This window comes from Pseudomonas sp. H2_A10 (genome assembly GCF_054680085.1).
Genome location: NZ_CP162821.1, coordinates 318,616 through 338,296, shown reverse-complemented (window position 1 = coordinate 338,296; position 19,681 = coordinate 318,616). Strand labels below are relative to the sequence as shown.

Genomic DNA, 19,681 nt, shown 5'->3' with positions numbered 1-19,681 from the left:
GTGCTGGTACTGGCCTCATCGGGGGCTTGCCCCCGATAGCAATCTCCCAAACAACAAATGTTCTTCAGAGACAACACCCTTGAGCATTCAACCCAGCACCTACTCCCCTGATATCGCAGTGCCGAGCGACAAACGCGTGTTCGGCGCCCGCGACCTGTTCTCTCTATGGTTCTCCCTCGGCATCGGCCTGATGGTCCTGCAAACCGGCGCCCTACTCGCGCCGGGCCTGGGGTTGTTCGGCTCGTTGCTGGCGATCTTCCTCGGCACGCTGGTGGGCGTGCTGTTGCTGGCCGCCGTCGGTGTAATCGGCAGCGACACTGGCCTGTCCGCCATGGCCGCGCTCAAGCTCAGCCTCGGTACCCAGGGGGCCAGCCTGCCCGCGCTGCTTAACCTGCTGCAACTGGTCGGCTGGGGTTCGTTTGAAATCATCGTGATGCGCGATGCGGCCAGCCTCTTGGGCGCGCGGGCGTTCGGCGAGGGTGGTCTATGGGCCAGCCCGTTGCTGTGGACCCTGTTTTTCGGGGGGTTGGCGACCTTGCTGGCAGTCAGCGGGCCATTGACCTTTGTGCGCCAGATCCTGCGCAAATGGGGTATCTGGCTGTTGCTCGCCGCGTGCCTGTGGCTGACCTGGAACCTGTTTGCCAAGGCCGACCTGGCGGCGCTCTGGGCCCAGGCGGGTGATGGTTCGATGCCGTTTGCCGTGGGCTTTGACATTGCCATCGCCATGCCGCTGTCGTGGTTGCCGCTGATTGCCGACTACTCACGCTTCGGCAAACGCGCCAAAAGTGTATTCGGCGGCACTGCGCTGGGGTTTTTTATCGGTAATTTCTGGCTGATGAGCCTGGGCGTGGCCTACACCCTGGCGTTTGCGCCAAGTGGCGAGGTGAATGCGCTGCTGTTGGCGCTGGCCGGCGCGGGCCTGGGGATTCCGCTGTTGCTGATCCTGTTGGACGAGTCGGAGAACGCCTTCGCCGATATTCACTCGGCTGCGGTGTCCAGCGGGATTCTATTGCGCTTGAAGGTCGAGCATCTGGCGTTGGCCATCGGCGTCATCTGCACCTTGATCGCCTGTTTTGCTCCGTTGGCGCAGTACCAGAACTTCCTGTTGCTGATCGGCTCGGTGTTCGCGCCGCTGTTCGGCGTGGTGCTGGTCGATCATTTCGTGCTTCGCCGTCGTGGCCGGGGCGTGGTCGCCGGCCTGCGTTGGCCAGCGCTGTTGGCCTGGCTGGGTGGCATCGGCACTTATCATCTGCTGGCCAACCTGTATCCGGATGTCGGCGCAACCCTGCCGGCGCTGGTGCTGGCAGGGCTGTTGCAGTTCATCCTTGGTCGGGCTTTCAGCGGCGTACGGGCACCAGCTCAGGCTTGAGGATGCCGTCCAGGCGCGAGTAGGGGATCTGCAACTCGACATGGCCCAGGGCATAGGGCGCGATGGTGGTGGTGGGGTATTTGAGGATCACGCCACCGTAAGTCAGCGCCACGTTTGGGGTTTTCTGGAAGGGATATTTTTTGACGAATTCCGCTTCCAGGCTCAGGCGGGTGCTGATCAGCCAACTGTTGTGCGCCACCTGGGCGGCTTTCCAGAACGCGTCTTCCTTGCCGGGCAGCAGCATATCGCTGAGCGACAGGGCTTTTTGCTGCTGACGCGAATAGTTGATGAACGCGCGGCCCGGCTCGCCATGGGTGGCGCCCTGGTCCAGGTAGCTGGACAACTCGATGATCACCAAGCCGTCATGCTGCTCACGTACCTTGGCCTGCAAATACATGCTGTTGTTCGGTGCGGCGGTTTGCAGGAATTGCTCGCGATAGGTCGCAAGGCTGGTCGGCAGCGGGTTGGCGCCGGTCATCTCCAGCAGGCGCTGTTCGATCAGCGCGTCCAGCTTGGGTTCCTTGGCAAAGTGCACGGTGTCGATATTCACCAGCGCGCAATCGGCGCTGGCACAGCCCGGCCGGGTTTGTTCGGTGGTGTCTCGGGTGGCTTCCAGCGGGGTGCGCCAGTTGGGTTGGAACAGGCTTTGGCAGGCGCCGAGGGTCAAGGCGATGCAGGCCACGGAGGCGATTTTTAAAAGCGACATGGATGTCCTTCGTCTATCGATAAGAGCGAAATTGTGCAGCTTCGACTACCGGCAAGGCAGTCAGTTCGCCACTAAGCTGATTAGAGTGAGTTTGAGGCCCGCCGTCTATCCCGGCAACCGGAAAGGGGCTGCGCCAACCGACGCGAGCGCGTTAGGATGGCGCGAATTGCCCAGGCACAACGAGGAAGGGATATGACGGACTTTGCAAAATCGACGCCGAACACGATTGAAATCGTGCAGCGCGACAATGCCTACAAGGGCTTCTATAAACTTGACCGTGTGCAACTGCGCCACGAGAAGTTCGACGGCGGCATGAGCCGCGTGATCAACCGCGAAGTCTTTGTCCGTCACGACGCGGTGTGTGTACTGCCCTATGACCCGCAGCGTGATGAAGTGGTGCTGATCGAGCAGTTTCGCGTGGGCGCCATGGGCCGTGCCGACAACCCGTGGCTGATCGAGATGGTCGCCGGCCTGATCGACAAGGATGAAGAACCGGAGGAGGTTGCACACCGCGAAGCCGAAGAGGAAGCTGGGCTGACCTTCTCCGCGCTGTGGCCGATCACCAAGTATTTTCCGTCGCCCGGCGGCAGTACCGAATTTGTGCACCTATACCTGGGGCGCTGCGACAGCTCCGGAGCGGGTGGCGTGCATGGGCTGGAAGAAGAAGCAGAAGACATCCGCGTGACGGTCTGGGCATTCGAAGACGCCCTGCAAGCCGTGCGCGACGGCAGGATTTCCAACGCAGCCAGCATTATCGCCCTGCAATGGCTTGCGCTTAATCGCGCGGAAGTGAGGGGGTTATGGCAGTAAAGGCACGGGAACGTTATCGAGTCGACCTGATCGGGCTGCAAGCGGCCTGCGAGGCCAACTATGCGCGGCTGATGCGCCTGCTGCCCGACATGCGCCACACGCCCGAGGCGCGTCGCATCGGCGTGACCCACGGCGACCAGATGCTGGGCGTGCTGGCCCTTGAAGTCATCGTCAACTGCCCGTACACCACCACCCTGCGCGTACGCCAGGAGCACAGCCTGCCGTGGCTGCCGGTGCCGCAACTGGAAGTGCAGGTGTACCACGACGCCCGTATGGCCGAAGTGATCAGCGCCGAACACGCGCGGCGCTTTCGCAGCATCTATCCTTACCCGAATGTGTTCATGCACCAACCCGATGAGAAAGCGCAGCTCAATGTGTTCCTCGGTGAGTGGCTGAGCCACTGCCTGGCGCTGGGCCATGAGTTCGAAGTCGTGCGGTAGATGTGAACTGCATCTGGTTCCTGGGTTTCCTCTTTGCGTCCTGCCCCAGCATAATCACGCCAAACGTCCATTCCTGTGATTGCCTTGGGAGAGCGCCTTGCCGAGCGTATCCACCGTGAACCCCGACGCTTCGGCGTTACTGGTGCAACTGTCCGACAGCCATCTGTTTGCCGAGGCCGACGTTACGCTGCTGGGCATGAATACCCGTGAGAGCCTGCGACGGGTGATCGAGCTGGCGCGCGCGCAACAGCCGCAGGTCGACCTGGTGCTGGCCACCGGGGACCTGTCCCAGGACGGCACGCTTGAGTCGTACCAGCAGTTTCGCCAGATGACCGCGCCTATCGGTGCCCCGGCGCGCTGGATTCCGGGTAATCATGATGAGCCTCAAGTCATGGTCCGGGCCGCCGAGCACAGTGATTTTCTGGAGCCGGTAGTCGATATCGGCCACTGGCGCGTCATCCTGCTGGACTCCGCCGTACCCGGTTCCGTGCCGGGTTACCTGCAAGACCAACAACTGCAACTACTGGCTCAGGCCCTGAGCGAAGCGCCAAACCGTCACCACCTGGTGTGTTTCCACCATCATCCGGTGCCCATCGGCTGTGCCTGGATGGAGCCCATCGGCCTGCGCAACCCCGAGGCACTGTTTGCCGTGCTGGACCGCTTCCCCCAGGTCAAGGCAGTACTCTGGGGCCATGTGCATCAGGAAATCGACCGTGAGCGCAACGGCGTGCGCCTGCTGGCGTCGCCATCCACCTGCATCCAGTTCGCACCGGGCAGCGAGGACTTCAAGGTCAGCGAGCAAGCGCCAGGGTATCGTTGGCTGCGTTTGCATGCCGACGGACGGTTGGAGACTGGCGTAGAGCGGCTGGTCGGCTTCGCGTTTACGGTGGATTACGGTAGCAACGGTTATTAAACGTCCTCCGCGTTGGGCTCGAGCACTGAATGTTTAGTGCGGTTCCGGTCATTTACAACTCGACTCAGATAACCCGCTGGGCGTTTTGATTTTCTTCGTAGACGCGCCTATATATTCAGCAGATCTGTACCCATCGATAGTTTTCTGTACAATTTTGCCTCCTTCGGCGGAAGGATATCTATCCACCAGTACTGACAAGGAGATCGCTCATGCCTGTTCGCACCGCTCAAGATGTCCTAAATAGGTACTGGGACCGTCAACTTCCTATTGATCCCTATCGTATTGCACGTGCAGCGGGCGCTTCAGTGGAACCGGATTACGGCATGAGCGCTCATGATCTGAGTGGCTGCTTTGACGTTGTGAATAACATTCCAACCATCCGTTTCAATCCTGATGATGCGGTTGTTCGGCAGCGCTTTACTATTGCTCATGAGTTAGGGCATATGTTTTTAAGGCACGGTCATTCCTTCAGGGATAATGCGAGAAACTATAGTTCGGGAACACATCTTTACCGAGAGCGGGATGCAAATAGTTTTGCGGCGGAGTTGTTGATGCCTAAAGAAGTTGTCGAGTGGCTGGTCTTCAAGGAAAAAAAACACGATGTTGAGGAAATGGCGGCAATACTAAATGTGTCAGGCGCGGCAATGCATTATCGCTTGATGAACCTCGGACTAATTCGTTACTGAAATGAGAGTAGAGTTTTGAAGGATCAGAATCTCCAAAAGGATGTGGACTATTCGGAAGGCAGTATCCCTAAGCTTCCGGACACGGAGCGCTTCAATAGAAGCCAGCTCGACGAGGCTGATACTCGTAGGCTCCAACGAGGGATTATCTTCGTTACAATTTATGTTGCGGCTGTTTATGTGTTTGGAGCGTTTGTCGTCTACACATTCAAGCTTATTCATGGTGCCAAGCTGGAAACTACACCCATGCTCTTGTGGTTATTGGCAATTATGCCGATAGCCTTGATTCTATTGATGATGAAGCTCGCTGCGGAGCCTGCCAAAGTTGAGGATAAACCTGCTGGCCTGGGTAGCGATATTGTTGCGATTTTTCAGGAGCTCGCCGCTGCGCTGAAGGATTTTCTCAAATCCAAGACTGGATAGCCTTGAAATAAATAATTAGAGAGACGCTCGGGCGCGATGTTTATTCCGCACCTCATTGTGACGAACTCTGCTCAGATTCTCTGGTTCCCTGTAAACTGCGCCCTTTTGGCGCAAGCACGGAGAGCCCGGCATGTCCGCTTCGATCCTGTACATCCACGGCTTCAACAGTGCGCCGGCGTCCAACAAGGCCAGCCAGTTGATCCGCGTGATGGACGCCCTTGGCCTGGCCGATCAATTGCGCGTGCCAGCCTTGCATCACCATCCCCGTCAGGCGATTCCCCAGTTGGAAGAGGCCATTGCGCAACTGGGTCGACCACTGCTGGTCGGCAGCTCACTCGGCGGCTACTATGCAACCCATCTTGCTGAACGCCATGGCCTCAAGGCGCTGCTGGTCAACCCGGCGGTGAGTCCCCATCGCATGTTCGACGGTTACCTGGGCACCCAGAAGAACCTCTACACCGATGAAACCTGGGAGTTGACCCACGACCACGTCACGGCGCTGGCCGAGCTGGAAGTACCGGCGCCCCAGGATGCGGGACGTTATCAGGTGTGGTTGCAAACCGGCGATGAAACCTTGGATTATCGCCTCGCCCAGCAGTATTACCGAGCCTGTGCCTTGCGCATCCAGCCCGGTGGCGACCATGGCTACCAAGGATTCGCCCAGCAATTGCCGGCGCTTTTGAGTTTTGCCGGCGTGGGTGCGGATCAGTATCAATCCTTCGATTTTTCGGCACTGTAATTGCCTTGGAAACCGCAGGTTATTTTTTAATCGAACGACTCACGACGAGACCCCATGGCCACTCCCAGCGCTAGCTCTTATAACGCCGACGCCATCGAAGTCCTCTCGGGCCTCGACCCGGTGCGCAAACGCCCCGGCATGTACACCGACACCAGTCGGCCGAATCACCTCGCCCAGGAAGTCATCGACAACAGCGTCGACGAAGCCTTGGCCGGGCACGCCAAATCGGTGCATGTCATTCTCCACGCTGACCACTCCCTGGAAGTGTCCGACGACGGTCGTGGCATGCCGGTGGACATTCACCCGGAAGAGGGTGTGCCGGGTGTTGAGCTGATCCTCACCAAGCTCCACGCCGGTGGCAAGTTCTCCAATAAGAACTACCAGTTCTCCGGTGGTTTGCACGGCGTGGGTATTTCTGTGGTCAACGCCTTGTCGACCCTGGTCCGCGTCAAGGTCAAGCGTGACGGCAACGAGTACCAGATGACCTTTGCCGATGGCTACAAAGCCACCGACCTTGAAGTGATCGGCACCGTCGGCAAGCGCAACACCGGCACCAGCGTGTACTTCGCGCCGGACCCTAAATACTTCGATTCGCCGAAATTCTCCATCAGCCGCCTCAAGCACGTACTCAAGGCCAAGGCGGTGTTGTGCCCGGGCCTTTTGGTTACCTTTGAAGACAAAGGCACCGGCGAAAAGGTCGAGTGGCATTACGAAGACGGTTTGCGTTCCTATCTGGAAGACTCCGTCAGCGACTTCGAACGCCTGCCCAACGAGCCGTTCTGCGGCAGCCTGGCGGGTAACAAAGAGGCCGTCGATTGGGCATTGCTGTGGTTGCCCGAGGGCGGCGACAGCGTGCAGGAGAGCTACGTCAACCTGATCCCCACCGCTCAGGGCGGCACCCACGTCAACGGTTTGCGCCAGGGCCTGCTGGATGCCATGCGCGAGTTCTGCGAATACCGCAGCCTGCTGCCGCGCGGTGTGAAGCTGGCGCCGGAAGACGTGTGGGAGCGCATCGCGTTCGTGCTGTCGATGAAGATGCAGGAGCCGCAATTCTCCGGCCAGACCAAAGAACGCCTGTCGTCCCGCGAGGCGGCGGCGTTTGTCTCCGGTGTGGTCAAGGACGCGTTCAGCCTGTGGCTCAACGAGCACCCGGAACTGGGCCTGGCCCTGGCCGAACTGGCGATCAACAACGCCGGCCGTCGTCTCAAGGCCAGCAAGAAGGTCGAGCGCAAGCGCATCACCCAAGGCCCGGCACTGCCTGGCAAGCTGGCTGACTGCGCGGGTCAAGACCCGATGCGCTCCGAACTGTTCCTGGTGGAAGGTGACTCCGCCGGCGGTTCCGCCAAGCAAGCGCGGGACAAAGAGTTCCAGGCGATCCTGCCGTTGCGCGGCAAGATCCTCAACACGTGGGAAGTCGATGGCAGCGAAGTGCTGGCCAGCCAGGAAGTACACAATATCGCCGTGGCCATCGGTGTCGACCCGGGCGCGGCAGACATGACCCAACTGCGCTACGGCAAGATCTGCATCCTCGCCGACGCTGACTCCGACGGCCTGCACATTGCCACCTTGTTGTGCGCGCTGTTCGTGCAGCACTTCCGCCCGCTGGTAGATGCCGGTCACGTCTACGTCGCCATGCCGCCGCTATACCGCATCGACCTGGGCAAAGAGATTTTCTACGCCCTCGACGAAGCCGAGCGTGATGGCATCCTCGACCGCCTGGTGGCCGAGAAGAAACGCGGTAAGCCACAGGTCACGCGATTCAAAGGCCTGGGTGAAATGAACCCGCCGCAGTTGCGTGAAACCACCATGGACCCGAACACCCGGCGCCTGGTGCAACTCACCTTGGACGATTTCGCCGCCACCTCGGAAATGATGGACATGCTGCTGGCGAAAAAACGCGCGCCGGACCGTAAATCCTGGCTGGAGTCCAAAGGCAACCTGGCCGAGGTGCTGGGTTGATGCTTACAGGTTTCGCCCTGGCGATCCTGTTGTTCAGCGGCTTGGCGAACGCCCAGGGGGTTGCGGCGCCCGGGGCGCAGCTCAAACTGGTGTCCGAACACCCGGTGGATGGCATGCGCGGTGGCAACCTGTCGGGCCTGGCCCTGTGTGGCAATGAGCTGTGGACGGTTTCCGACCGCGATGACGATCAGATCTACCGTTTGGATATCAGCATGCCGACCTGGCAGGCCACGGCGGTGAAGATCGACGTGCCGCCGGTGCCGGATTCCGGTTTGCCTTGGGGGTTGCGTTCGCGCACGAAGGCCGCCTCGTTCATTCGCGGTGGCGACCTGGATTTCGAGGCCATCAGTTGCGATGCCGTCGGTAACCGATACATCGTCAGTGAAGCCCATGCCGCCGTGCTGCAAGTGCCCGCTGCCGGTGCGCCCGAGTGGTTGAAGATCGCGCCGAGCGTGGTGCGTGAAGCCCGCGCCAGTGGCCTGTTGCTGCACTTCAATGCGCTGTTTGAAGGGCTGGCGGTGAACCCCGAGGGCAATCGGATCTGGCTGGCGGCAGAGCGTGAGGGGCGCGGGCTTATCTCCATCAAGCGTGCGCAAAGCCTGTGGGATTGTGACGGTCCGTGCGTATTACTGAGTGAGGCCGGCACGCAGATGCAGCCCGCCCAGGTGCCCAAGGCCAAGGCCGTTTCCAGGAATTTCTCCGATGTGGTGTGGTTCAAGGGCAAGTTGTTTTCCCTTGAGAGCAGCCAATATCAGTTGTGCCGCCGCGATGCGCTGACAGCGGCAGTTGAGCAGTGTTGGTCATTTGCCGCAGACATGCTTGCGCCGCAACGCCAATACGACCAGCCCTATGGCTTGGTCGAGGCGCTGGTAATTGATGATGACGGTGCCTGGATCGGCCTGGACAACAACTTCGGCCCGCGTGCCGATGGTGAAAAACGCCCGGTGGTCTATCGTTTTGCCGCCCCGGTCGGTGGCTGGAGTGCCCGGCCATGAATGATCAAACAATTGAATTGACCCGGCGCGGCGGCATTTCCGCTGCGCCTCACCCAATAATGATGAGGCCCGCATGAGTGACATCCTCGCAGACAGCTTAGACGGCGTAGAGCGCCGGTCGCTGGCTGACTTCACCGAAAATGCCTACCTCAACTACTCCATGTACGTGATCATGGACCGTGCATTGCCGCACATCGGCGACGGCCTCAAGCCCGTACAGCGGCGCATTATCTACGCCATGAGTGAGCTGGGCCTGGACGCCGATTCCAAGCACAAGAAGTCGGCGCGTACCGTCGGTGACGTACTGGGCAAGTTCCACCCCCACGGCGATTCGGCGTGCTACGAAGCCATGGTGCTGATGGCCCAGCCGTTCAGCTACCGCTACACGCTGGTGGACGGCCAGGGTAACTGGGGGGCGCCGGACGATCCCAAGTCCTTCGCCGCCATGCGATACACCGAGGCACGGTTGTCGCGTTATTCGGAGGTACTGCTGAGCGAACTGGGCCAGGGCACCGCTGACTGGGGCCCGAACTTCGACGGCACCCTCGACGAACCCCTGGTGTTGCCGGCACGTTTGCCGAATATCCTGCTCAATGGCACCACCGGCATCGCCGTCGGCATGGCCACCGACGTGCCGCCGCACAACCTGCGCGAAGTCGCCACGGCCTGTGTGCGCTTGCTCGATGAGCCCAAGGCTACCGTCGAGCAGCTCTGCGAGCACATCCAGGGCCCGGATTACCCGACCGAAGCGGAAATCATCACCCCGCGCGCCGACCTGCTGAAGATGTACGAGACCGGCAAGGGCTCGGTGCGCATGCGCGCCGTGTACCACGTCGAAGATGGCGACATTATTGTGACCGCGCTGCCGCATCAGGTGTCCGGCGCCAAGGTGCTGGAGCAGATCGCCGCGTTGATGCAGGCCAAACCGTCGAAGCTGCCCCAGGTGGCCGACCTGCGTGACGAGTCCGACCACGAAAACCCTTGCCGCATTGTGATCATCCCGACCAACAGCCGGGTCGATCACGAAGTGCTGATGCAGCATCTGTTTGCCAGCACGGACCTTGAGTCCAGCTACCGGGTCAACGTCAATATCATTGGCCTGGACGGCAAGCCGCAGCTGAAAAACCTGCGCAACCTGCTGGTGGAGTGGCTTGAGTTCCGGGTACAGACCGTTCGTCGTCGCCTGCAATTTCGCTTGGACAAGGTCGAGCGCCGTCTGCACCTGTTGGACGGCTTGCTGATCGCCTACCTCAACCTGGATGAAGTGATCCATATCATCCGCACCGCCGAGCACCCCAAAGCCGAGCTGATCGCGCGTTTCGAGCTGAGCGAGATCCAGGCCGACTACATCCTCGACACCCGCTTGCGTCAATTGGCGCGACTCGAAGAAATGAAGCTGCGCGACGAACAGGACGCGCTGCTCAAGGAACAAGCCAAGCTGCAAGCGCTGCTGGGCAGCGAAGCCAAGCTGAAAAAGCTGGTACGCAGCGAGCTGATCAAAGACGCCGAAACCTATGGCGATGACCGCCGTTCGCCGATTGTTCAGCGTGCCGAAGCCAAGGCTCTGACAGAAACCGAACTGCTGCCTAACGAGAAAATTACCGTCGTTCTGTCGGAAAAGGGTTGGGTTCGTTCCGCCAAAGGGCATGATATTGACGCCACTGGCTTGTCTTACAAGGCGGGCGATGGTTTTAAAACCGCCGCTGCCGGGCGTTCCAACCAGTTTGCGGTGTTTATCGACTCCACGGGGCGCAGTTATTCGGTGCCGGCGCATACCTTGCCATCCGCACGGGGGCAGGGCGAGCCGCTGACCGGGCGCCTGACACCGCCACCGGGCGCGAATTTTGAGTGTGTGCTGCTGCCGGACGATGACTCGTTGTACGTCATCGCTTCCGATGCGGGCTACGGCTTCGTCGTTAAGGGCGAAGACCTGCAGGCCAAGAACAAGGCGGGCAAGGCGCTGTTGAGCCTGCCGAATAATGCCAAGGTGATCCTGCCGCGGCCGGTGGATGATCGCGAAGGCAACTGGCTGGCGTCGGTGACCACCGAAGGGCGCTTGCTGGTGTTCAAGATCAGCGATCTGCCGCAGTTGGGCAAAGGCAAGGGCAACAAGATTATTGGTATACCAGGGGAGCGGGTGGCCAGTCGCGAAGAGTACGTGACCGACATCGCGGTGATCCCCGAGGGCTCGACCCTGGTGCTCCAGGCCGGCAAACGCACGCTATCGTTGCGTCCCGACGACCTGGAACATTACAAGGGTGAGCGTGGCAGGCGCGGTAACAAACTGCCTCGAGGCTTCCAGCGTGTGGATGCTTTGTTGGTGGAAACGCCGGTTTAAGCCGGATTAGAGCCCTCGATCTACGATTTAACGGGTAGATCGACGCTTTGGCGCTGGAGTCATGGCGCATATTCACGGATGATATGCCCTTTCCAGCGCCGGCGTGGCCGAGCGTGTTTAGGTTATTTTTAGTATTACATTGTGGTTCGCCTTGTGGCAGCCACCTGGATGGGATGATGACTGCTCCACGCCTTCCTTTTATTTTCATGCTCGCTGGCCTTTTGGGGTTGGCGGGTTGCAGCACCCACCAACCGGTGTCGCTGTACCAGTTGGACAGCGGAAGTCCGGCGCAACCAGCACAAACCGCCGGCATGGCCGTGTTGCTGGGGCCGGTGGTCGTAGCCGACTATCTGCAACGCGAAACCCTGCTGCAACGTCAGAACGACGGCAGTCTGCAAGGTTCCACCGATGGTCGTTGGGCGGGCAGTTTGTCGTCCGACATCAACCAATTGATGTTGCGCCAGGTAGCGGGTCAGTTGGACAGCCAGCGTGTGGTCCTCTCGCCTGCGCCAACTGGCTTTACCCCGGACGTGCAGGTGTTGCTGACCATCACCCGGCTCGACTCCGGTACTTCGCAGCCGGCGATCCTTGATGCGCAGTGGCGCCTGATCGACCGCCGTGGCCAGGTGCGTGATAACCGCATCGTTCATCTGCAGGAAGAACACACGGGCACGACAGCTTCCCAGGTTCAGGCCCAGGGCGTGCTGTTGCAGCACTTGGCGCAGCAGTTGTCGGTGGCCCTCAAGCCATTGGCCAACCAACCGCCGATTGCTGAGGCACCACGCAAGCAAGCCCCGGCTCAGGCCAAACCGGCCGAGCCGCAGAAGCCCAAGATGCCGATGGCTACGCCGATCCGTACGGATATGGAAGTGTTCAGGTTCTGACCTGAATCGCGCACAAACAAAAGGCCCGCTTACTCAGCGGGCCTTTTTGTTTGTGCGCGATTTACTTGAAGCCTGTGCAGATCCCAAGTGTGGTAGGGGGCAAGCCCCACCCCACATTCTTCACGGCTTGGCGCGGGTCTCATGCATCCGCGCCAACTGCCGCTCCAGCATCGATGGGTACGGCTCCATCAGACGCTCCACACAGCTGGCGCCTTCAGGGCTGGCAATCGGGCGGATGCGCGCGCGTTGGCGGATCAGCGTGTCTTCACTGATCTTGCGCTCCACCAGCAACAGGTTGCGGCTGTGTTGGGACAAGGCCAGGGCGTCCTGGGCGATTTCCGTAAGCAGCAGGTCGATCTGGCTCATGCCAAACAGGTCGTCACCCACGGTTAAGCCAAGTTGCAGTTGCAGGGTGATGCCGCTGTCCGCCACTTCGATCTGCAGCTCATGGCCCAGCGCACGTAATAACTCGCCGCAGCAGATGGCGTTGGTCAGGTAATCCTCACCGCTGTCTTCACTGTGGAACAGCATCAGCGTGCTGCCGTCATTGAGGGTATGCAGCTCGCTCTGGTACAGCGAGGCGGCCTGGTCGAGGCAGTCGCGGTAGCGTTCCAATAACTCGGTCAGGCGCGCGCGGGGCAGGCGACGCAGTTGGTCCTGGGCGCCCAATTGCACGGCCAGTACGGCGCTGTACTGAGGCTCGGTGCTGCGCGCCGGCGCGGGCTTTGGCGTCACGGCAGCGCTGTCGTTTGACGTGTCGCGCAGATCGGCGAAGGGGTCTTCGTCGTCCAGTTCGTCTTCTTCGGCCTTGACCACATGGCGCGGCGCAGGCTTCGGGCGGGCGGCGGGTGCGCTTTCGTCAAAACCCGGATCGCGCAGGTCGCGTACTTCAAACTCGGGTTCGTCGTCGTAATCGCTGTCGTCGAACTCGGGTTCAGGTTCAACCTGGGGTGCCGGCTCCGGGGCGAAGCTGGCGTGCAGTTGGCGGGCGATGTCGCCGATTTCGTCCTGGCGATCAGTGGCCGGGGTGTGTTCGTCGATATCTCGCAGCCAGATGCGCAATTGCATCAGCGGTGTAGAGATATGCCGACCCAGGCGCAGGCTCAAGGCCAGAGCCAGGGCCAGCAGGATTGCGCTGAGGATGCCCATGCTTTGCAGGCTAATGGTCATCGGCTGCTGGAATTGCTGCATGTCCAGGCTGATGCGCAGTTGGCCGGCCTTTACATCCTGAAAGGTGATATTGCTCTGGTACAGGCCTTCGGCCTCGCCCAGCAGGCCGTTTTTCGGGCGCTGCCCGGCTTCGGCCATGATCCGGTTGTCCACGCTGTAGATGGCGGCGTGGGCCACCAGCGGGTTCTTGGTCAGGTTGTTGAGCAGCACGTTGAGGCTGAGGATGTCGTTGGACACCAACAGTTCAGTCGCCGATGTGGCGGTCTGAGTGGTCAAGCTCTCGCCCAGGGCGTCGGCTTGCTCGTGCATGGCCTGTTTGAACTGCAAACCCATCACGCAGGCATAAATCACCAGGGCCAGGGCGACCAGGATCACGTTATGGCTGGCGATGCGTAATGCGATCGGTACACGGCGGTGGCGCAGTGCCCGGAAGATCAGCAGGAAGAAGTTATCGGTTTTTACTGGCGTGGGCCGGTTCACTTGCGCTCGGCTCTCGGTCCGTGAAGTTGACGCGCAGTATAGCGACAGGCCCAAGACCGGCAAAGCGCTGGCTGTGCCCGATGGTCACTGAAAGTGGGTAGAATGCGGTTTTTTTCCAGCCTGGGGGTGCGCCTTGCGCGAAATTGTCCTGATAAACATCACGGGTGTTGACCGTCCGGGTCTCACCGCTGCCATTACCGGTGTGCTGGCCCAGGGTGGTGTGAACATTCTCGACATCGGCCAGGCTGTGATTCACGACACCCTGTCGTTCGGCATCCTGGTGGAAATTCCCAGCACCGAGCAGGCCTCGTCCGTGCTCAAGGACATCCTGTTCACAGCGTACAAGCTGGATCAACAGGTGCGTTTCACCCCGGTGTCCGAGGAGGACTACCAGCATTGGGTGGCCGGCCAAGGCAAGAAACGCCACATCGTCACGCTGTTGACTCGCAAGGTCACGGCTGAACAGTTGCAACGTGTCAGTTCGATCACCGCGCAATACGGTTTGAATATCGACCACATCGACCGTCTGTCGGGCCGTATGCCGCTGGACACACCCGCTCATCAGGGCAAGGGTTGCATCGAGTTCTCCGTGCGCGGTGAGCCGGCCGACCCGCAAGCCTTGCGCGCCGAGTTCCTCAGCGTGGCCCAGGCGTTGAATGTCGATATCGCCTTCCAGGAAGACTCGCTGTTCCGCCGCAACCGTCGCCTGGCGGTGTTCGACATGGATTCCACACTGATCGAAGCCGAAGTCATCGACGAATTGGCCAAGGCCGCCGGTGTGGGTGAACAGGTGTCCGCGATCACCGAGCGCGCCATGGCCGGTGAACTGGATTTCCGCGCCAGCTTCAAGGAGCGCCTGGCGCTGCTCAAGGGCCTGGATGTGAGCGTGCTGGACTCCATCGGCGCGTCGCTGCGCCTGACGGAAGGCGCCGAAACGCTGTTCGCCGAACTCAAGCGCCTGGGCTACAAGACTGCGATCCTGTCCGGTGGCTTTACCTACTTCGCCAAACAATTGCAGGCCAAGTTGGGCATCGACTACGTCTTCGCCAATGAGCTGGAAGTGGTCGATGGCAAAGTGACCGGTGTGGCGGTGGAGCCGATTGTCGACGCCCAGCGCAAAGCGGATCTGTTGAAGGAATTGGCCCATAAGGAAGGCTTGCGCCTGGAGCAGACCATTGCGGTCGGCGACGGCGCGAATGACTTGCCGATGCTGGCGATTGCCGGGTTGGGCGTGGCGTTTCGCGCCAAGCCGTTGGTGAAGCAATCGGCGAAGCAGGCGATTTCGACCTTGGGGCTGGACGGTGTGCTGTACCTGCTGGGCTTTCGCGACCGCGACGGGCAGCTGTAACTGAAAATGTAGGAAGGGGCTTGCTCCCGATGGCCGTGGATCAGTCACCCGATGAGTTGACTCAAACACAGCTATCGGGAGCAAGCCCCCTCCCACAATTGACCTGGATTGGCGTCAGGTCAGGCGTTGGGCAGTGCGATACCCTGGCCCATCTGCACCGGCGAACCGGCCACCAATTCTTCCGCCCATTTCACCTGATCCGGCCCGAACAGCACGATGGCGGTCGAGCCCAGCTTGAAGCGGCCCAACTCGGCACCTTTCTCCAGATAAATCGGCGCACGCGCGGCTTCGTCGTAGCGCACGGTTTTCAGCTCGCGCTTGGGTGGCGTAACCAGGCCAGCCCACACGGTTTCAATCGATGCCACGATCATCGCGCCGACCAATACCACCGCCATCGGGCCGCGCTCGGTGTCGAACAGGCACACAACACGCTCATTGCGCGCAAACAGTTCCGGTACGTTTTCGGCGGTGGTCTGGTTGACCGAGAAGATCCGGCCCGGCACGTAGACCATCTCGCGCAGGGTGCCGGCCAGCGGCATGTGAACTCGGTGGTAGTCCTTCGGTGACAGGTAGATGGTGGCAAAGTCGCCGCCCATGAACGGCGCCGCTACAGCGGCGTCGCCGCCCAGCAATTCCAGCACGCTGAAGCTGTGGCCCTTGGCCTGGAACACACGACCATGTTCGATCGGGCCAAGCTGGCTGACCGCGCCATCGGCGGGGCTGAGTACGGCGCCAGGGGCTTGGTCCAGCGGGCGCGCGCCGTCTTTGAGGGCGCGAGTGAAGAACGCGTTGAAGTGCTCGTAGGCGGTTACGTCTTCAACCAGTGCCTGGGACATGTCCACTTGATAGCGTTTGGCGAACCAGGTGGTGAAGGCGTTCTTGAACCAGCGCACGCGGCACTCGGCAATGCAGCCGGCCAGGCGCGACAGCAGATGGTGCGGCAGCAAGTACTGGCTGAGGATAAACAACTGCTTTTTCATAACTGTCCTTAAACCTTAATCTCAACGGGGGTGTCGGGGTGGTTGCCCCATTCGCCCCAGGAACCGGCATAACCTTTGACTCGCGGATAACCGAGCGCCTTGGCCACCAGGTAGGTGAAGCCAGAGCGGTGGTGAGTCTGGCAATGGGTGATGATTTCTTTGTCGGGGGTCAGCCCAAGCTCTTCGAGGACCTGCGGCATGTCGCGGCGGATGCGCAGGCAGCGCGCCTTATCCATGCCGGCGGTCCATTCGAAGTTCACGGCGCCGGGGATGTGCCCGCCTTTGGCCGCGAGCACCTTCTCGCCGGAATATTCCAGCGGGCCGCGTGCGTCCCAGATGCCCAGGTCGGCGGCGCCGAGGCGGCTTTGCAGGTATTCGCGGGTGGCGGTGGGGCCATCGTGCAGCGTGAGGCTGACCGGGCCGCCGCGCGCTGGCGGCACGTCGGTCGACACGGTGTACTCAGCGGCCAGCCAGGCCAGCAGGTCGCCGTCGAGGTAGTGGTATTTCGGGTGACCGATCACGTCGAGCATCCAGATGAAGCGTCCGGCCCAGCCGCCGCCTTCGTCGTCATAGACCACGTAGGTGGCATCCGGGGTGTGGCCCAGTTCACCGAAGAGTTTTTCCAGGTCGGCTTTGTGGGGCAGCAGGCCGGGTGCCGGCGGCTGGCCCAACTGGGTGCGCTTGGGGTCAACGAAATGCGCCCCCGGGATATGCCCTTCGGCGTAGCGGGCGGCACTGGTGAGGTCCACCAGAATCAGGTGTTCGGCATCAAGGCGACCGATCAGGTCGCTGGGTTCGATCACCAGCGGCAAGCCAGAGAAGTCAGGCATGTGAGGTCTCCTGGGCACAAATGTTGGCGATAAAGGAGGGCGATTGTAGCGCAAGCATCAGACGCTGCGGTTGGTAAAGCTGTGCAGGGCTTTCTCGATGCACTGCGCGGTTTTGCCGAAGGCTTGCACGGTGGTTTCCGAGAACGGCCCACCGCCCTGGTCGGCGATCATCACCATCACCACGCGACCGTTGCAGCTCATGGAACGCAACAACAGGTGCTCACCGTTGAACAGGCGACGCAGGATCGGCGGCAGCAAGGCCGAGAACTGCGCATGATTGTCCGGTGTGAGGCGCACTTGGGCGGATTTTTCCAGCAGGCGCTGCAGCAGTGTGCTGTTGACCACGTCCAGGCTCAGGTTGGCGGCGTCTTTAGGTAGGCCGTCGGCTTGGTGTACGCGCAGCGTGCTCAAGGCGCGATCGGCCATGAACAACAACACCCGTTGCATGCCACTGGCCACCAGGGCTTCTTTGGCGCACGTGGTCAAATGCATGGCGTTGGCAAAACGGCTCGGCTCCACCAGCAGTTCGGTGCAGCGGTTGCGCCATACCGCCAAGGCTTCGGCGGTGGGCGGCGGCGCGGGCAGCAGGCCGCGATGGATCTTCTGTACATGCCACGGCCAGATCAGCGAAAGCGCCGGGTGCCAGAGGTCGGGCATCAGCGTGGTGCGAGCGCTGGTGACGGCTTGTTGATGCGAGTGTTGCTGCACCTCAGCCAGCGGTTGTTGCAGATACAGAGCTGTAAGGTACTGCCAGCGCTGTGTGTGCGGGCAGGTCCAGGATTCTTGCGCGGACATCGCCAAACCGTTGGCCAGCAGCACGGTATTGGCCGGCTGGTTCAGCCAGCGGCGCAGGTTGGGCTCGGCGTCGAGCAACTGCTGATGGCGCAACGGGTCATCTTCACGGGCGATATGCAGCGCCTTGACCAGCAACCGTTGCTCGTTCTTCAGCAGGTTATAACCCTGGGACACCCAGATCGGCAGGTGCCAGGTTTCGGTCAGTGCCAGGCACAGGTCCAGCAGGCGTACGCCGAACAATTGCTGCTCGACCTTGCGTGCCGACTCGCCCTTGTGAATCACGCGCAGCTCCCACTCTTCGAGAAGCTTGGGGTGGGCAACGGCCATCGGCCACAGCGGCGACAGAAACAGCAGGCTGCCCCAGTGAATGTCTTGCCACAACCGTGCCAGGCGGCTGCCGAACAAACCGTTGGCTTGTTGCGATGCATGCTGGCTCACCAGCAACAATTGACGCAATGCAATGGGGATCTCTTGGGCCGGCACCGAGGGCAGGCGCGCCAGCAGTTCTTCGGCGCGCTTGAGGCCCAGGCGGTTGAGCGCCACTTCGAGATTTTCCGCCGGCTCCGTCAGGCTGCCATGGGTATGGCTGTTTGCCTCGCGCATCACGCTGAGTACAAGGGCTGGGCTGTTTTGCATCAGTTCGGCAATATCTCGCAACGAACTGCGGCTGTCGCGGATCGCCTTGCACACCCGGTCGTGGCTGGCCTGGGGAACAGGCAGCGGCACTTCGTCCAGGCACTTGATCCAAGCGGCGAGAGAGAGAGGTCTTACAGATGGGACTGTCGTTTTATTAGCCATGATTGGGGCGCGATCATCACATGCGGTCAACACGCCCGGAGCGGGCCGAACTGGCTTTTCGCCTTAACGGGCTATAGTCTGGCGCAGTTTTGCCGATAAGTAGAACAAGAGTTTTTCAGTTCCCCCAAATATGTCCATGAACCCGACGGCGCAAGTACTCATCTCCTATGGCTAAAATTATCGGCATCATCGTCGTCTTCGCGAGCGTGCTCGGCGGGTACGTCCTGTCCCACGGTAAAATTGCGGCACTGATCCAGCCTTTCGAGGTGATGATTATCGGTGGTGCGGCACTGGGCGCTTTCCTGCAGGCCAACCCCGGCTACATGACCATGCACGTGATCAAGAAGTCATTGGCCATGTTTGGTTCGCGCTTTACCCACACCTTCTACCTGGAAGTGCTGGGGCTGGTGTACGAGATCCTCAACAAGAGCCGCCGCGAAGGCATGATGGCCATCGAGGCTGACATCGAGGACGCCGCGGCCAGCCCGATTTTCGCCAAGTATCCGGCCGTGCTCAAAGACGAGCGCATGACCGCTTATATCTGTGATTACCTGCGCATCATGTCCTCCGGCAACATGGCTCCCCATGAGCTTGAAGGCTTGTTCGACATGGAATTGTTCAGCCTTAAAGAGGAGCTGGAGCATCCGTCCCACGCCGTGACCGGCGTCGCAGACGGCATGCCCGGTTTCGGTATCGTCGCGGCGGTACTCGGTATTGTGGTGACCATGGCCTCCCTGGGTGAGGGTGACCAGGCGGCCATCGGCATGCACGTCGGTGCGGCGTTGGTGGGGACCTTCTTCGGTATTCTCGCGGCCTACGGTTTCTTCGGCCCTCTGGCGACCTCCCTGGCCCATGATGCCAAAGAAGAAATCAACCTTTACGAATCGATCAAGGCCAGTCTGGTGGCGTCCGCTTCCGGCATGCCGCCGTCGCTGGCGGTGGAGTTCGGTCGCAAGGTCCTGTACCCGAAGCATCGCCCAAGCTTCGCCGAGCTGGAACAAGCGGTTCGCGGTCGCTAAGC

General features: G+C 60.8%; 18 protein-coding genes. 13 read left to right on the top strand and 5 right to left on the bottom strand.

The annotated features are described in order from the left end of the window. Positions 1–79: 79 nt before the first annotated feature. On the top strand, positions 80–1,369 hold the full coding sequence (cytX, locus tag AB4O23_RS01605; RefSeq protein WP_065879451.1) for a putative hydroxymethylpyrimidine transporter CytX: 1,290 nt from the start codon (positions 80–82) through the stop codon (positions 1,367–1,369). On the opposite strand, the gene AB4O23_RS01600 is transcribed toward cytX, so the two are convergent. Then, positions 1,338–2,075 carry an RsiV family protein gene (locus AB4O23_RS01600; RefSeq protein ID WP_017526447.1) on the bottom strand — a complete coding sequence of 246 codons (738 nt, stop codon included), beginning with the start codon at positions 2,073–2,075 and terminating at the stop codon, positions 1,338–1,340. The two genes, cytX and AB4O23_RS01600, sit on opposite strands and share 32 nt — an antisense overlap. A gap of 192 nt (positions 2,076–2,267) precedes the next feature. Between AB4O23_RS01600 and AB4O23_RS01595 the strand changes: the two genes are divergently transcribed. The 10 genes from AB4O23_RS01595 (at position 2,268) to AB4O23_RS01550 (ending at position 12,259) form a co-directional block, all read left to right on the top strand. Then, on the top strand, positions 2,268–2,885 hold the full coding sequence (locus tag AB4O23_RS01595) for an NUDIX domain-containing protein (protein WP_017526445.1): 618 nt from the start codon (positions 2,268–2,270) through the stop codon (positions 2,883–2,885). Beyond that, positions 2,876–3,325 (top strand): DUF1249 domain-containing protein, encoded by a 450-nt coding sequence (locus tag AB4O23_RS01590; RefSeq protein ID WP_017526444.1) that lies wholly within the window; start codon positions 2,876–2,878, stop codon positions 3,323–3,325. Before AB4O23_RS01595 ends, AB4O23_RS01590 begins: the two co-directional genes overlap by 10 nt. A 97-nt stretch (positions 3,326–3,422) precedes the next feature. Beyond that, positions 3,423–4,238: a 3',5'-cyclic-AMP phosphodiesterase gene (gene cpdA / locus AB4O23_RS01585; RefSeq protein ID WP_065879450.1), complete on the top strand. Its 816-nt coding sequence runs from the start codon at positions 3,423–3,425 to the stop codon at positions 4,236–4,238. Between the two features lie 209 nt (positions 4,239–4,447). Then, complete coding sequence (locus AB4O23_RS01580) at positions 4,448–4,924, top strand: ImmA/IrrE family metallo-endopeptidase (RefSeq protein ID WP_026067143.1); 477 nt, start codon at positions 4,448–4,450, stop codon at positions 4,922–4,924. A gap of 15 nt (positions 4,925–4,939) precedes the next feature. Next, entirely contained in the window at positions 4,940–5,344 is a 405-nt protein-coding gene (locus AB4O23_RS01575; RefSeq protein WP_017526440.1) for a hypothetical protein, read from the top strand. 130 nt (positions 5,345–5,474) lie between these two features. Next, complete coding sequence (locus AB4O23_RS01570) at positions 5,475–6,083, top strand: YqiA/YcfP family alpha/beta fold hydrolase (RefSeq protein WP_065879449.1); 609 nt, start codon at positions 5,475–5,477, stop codon at positions 6,081–6,083. Between the two features lie 54 nt (positions 6,084–6,137). Continuing rightward, the gene (parE, locus tag AB4O23_RS01565; protein WP_065879448.1) at positions 6,138–8,042 is read left to right on the top strand and encodes a DNA topoisomerase IV subunit B; all 1,905 of its coding nucleotides are present in this window, start codon (positions 6,138–6,140) and stop codon (positions 8,040–8,042) included. Next, positions 8,042–9,037 carry an esterase-like activity of phytase family protein gene (locus tag AB4O23_RS01560; RefSeq protein ID WP_460116545.1) on the top strand — a complete coding sequence of 332 codons (996 nt, stop codon included), beginning with the start codon at positions 8,042–8,044 and terminating at the stop codon, positions 9,035–9,037. The genes parE and AB4O23_RS01560 overlap by 1 nt, the downstream gene beginning before the upstream one ends. 73 nt (positions 9,038–9,110) lie before the next feature. After that, positions 9,111–11,375, top strand: coding sequence for a DNA topoisomerase IV subunit A (gene parC, locus AB4O23_RS01555; protein ID WP_065879446.1), 2,265 nt, complete (start codon positions 9,111–9,113; stop codon positions 11,373–11,375). A gap of 176 nt (positions 11,376–11,551) precedes the next feature. Then, positions 11,552–12,259, top strand: coding sequence for a PqiC family protein (locus tag AB4O23_RS01550; protein WP_026067142.1), 708 nt, complete (start codon positions 11,552–11,554; stop codon positions 12,257–12,259). A gap of 120 nt (positions 12,260–12,379) precedes the next feature. Here the strand turns inward: AB4O23_RS01550 and AB4O23_RS01545 are convergent, their stop codons facing one another. Then, positions 12,380–13,909 (bottom strand): AhpA/YtjB family protein, encoded by a 1,530-nt coding sequence (locus tag AB4O23_RS01545; protein ID WP_017526434.1) that lies wholly within the window; start codon positions 13,907–13,909, stop codon positions 12,380–12,382. Between the two features lie 133 nt (positions 13,910–14,042). On the opposite strand from AB4O23_RS01545, the gene serB reads away from it, so the two are divergent. Next, positions 14,043–15,257 carry a phosphoserine phosphatase SerB gene (gene serB, locus AB4O23_RS01540; RefSeq protein ID WP_017526433.1) on the top strand — a complete coding sequence of 405 codons (1,215 nt, stop codon included), beginning with the start codon at positions 14,043–14,045 and terminating at the stop codon, positions 15,255–15,257. A gap of 119 nt (positions 15,258–15,376) precedes the next feature. On the opposite strand, the gene asd is transcribed toward serB, so the two are convergent. Genes asd through AB4O23_RS01525 form a run of 3 tightly spaced genes read right to left on the bottom strand, consistent with a single transcriptional unit; the run spans position 15,377 to position 18,660 of the window. Continuing rightward, a complete protein-coding gene (gene asd / locus AB4O23_RS01535) occupies positions 15,377–16,237 on the bottom strand; it encodes an archaetidylserine decarboxylase (protein WP_068937581.1) in 861 nt (286 codons plus the stop codon). 8 nt (positions 16,238–16,245) lie between these two features. Next, on the bottom strand, positions 16,246–17,067 hold the full coding sequence (locus AB4O23_RS01530) for a rhodanese-like domain-containing protein (protein ID WP_460061873.1): 822 nt from the start codon (positions 17,065–17,067) through the stop codon (positions 16,246–16,248). A gap of 57 nt (positions 17,068–17,124) precedes the next feature. Further along, on the bottom strand, positions 17,125–18,660 hold the full coding sequence (locus AB4O23_RS01525; protein WP_017526430.1) for an HDOD domain-containing protein: 1,536 nt from the start codon (positions 18,658–18,660) through the stop codon (positions 17,125–17,127). A gap of 167 nt (positions 18,661–18,827) precedes the next feature. On the opposite strand from AB4O23_RS01525, the gene motA reads away from it, so the two are divergent. After that, positions 18,828–19,679, top strand: coding sequence for a flagellar motor stator protein MotA (gene motA / locus AB4O23_RS01520; protein ID WP_017526429.1), 852 nt, complete (start codon positions 18,828–18,830; stop codon positions 19,677–19,679). Positions 19,680–19,681 lie beyond the last annotated feature (2 nt).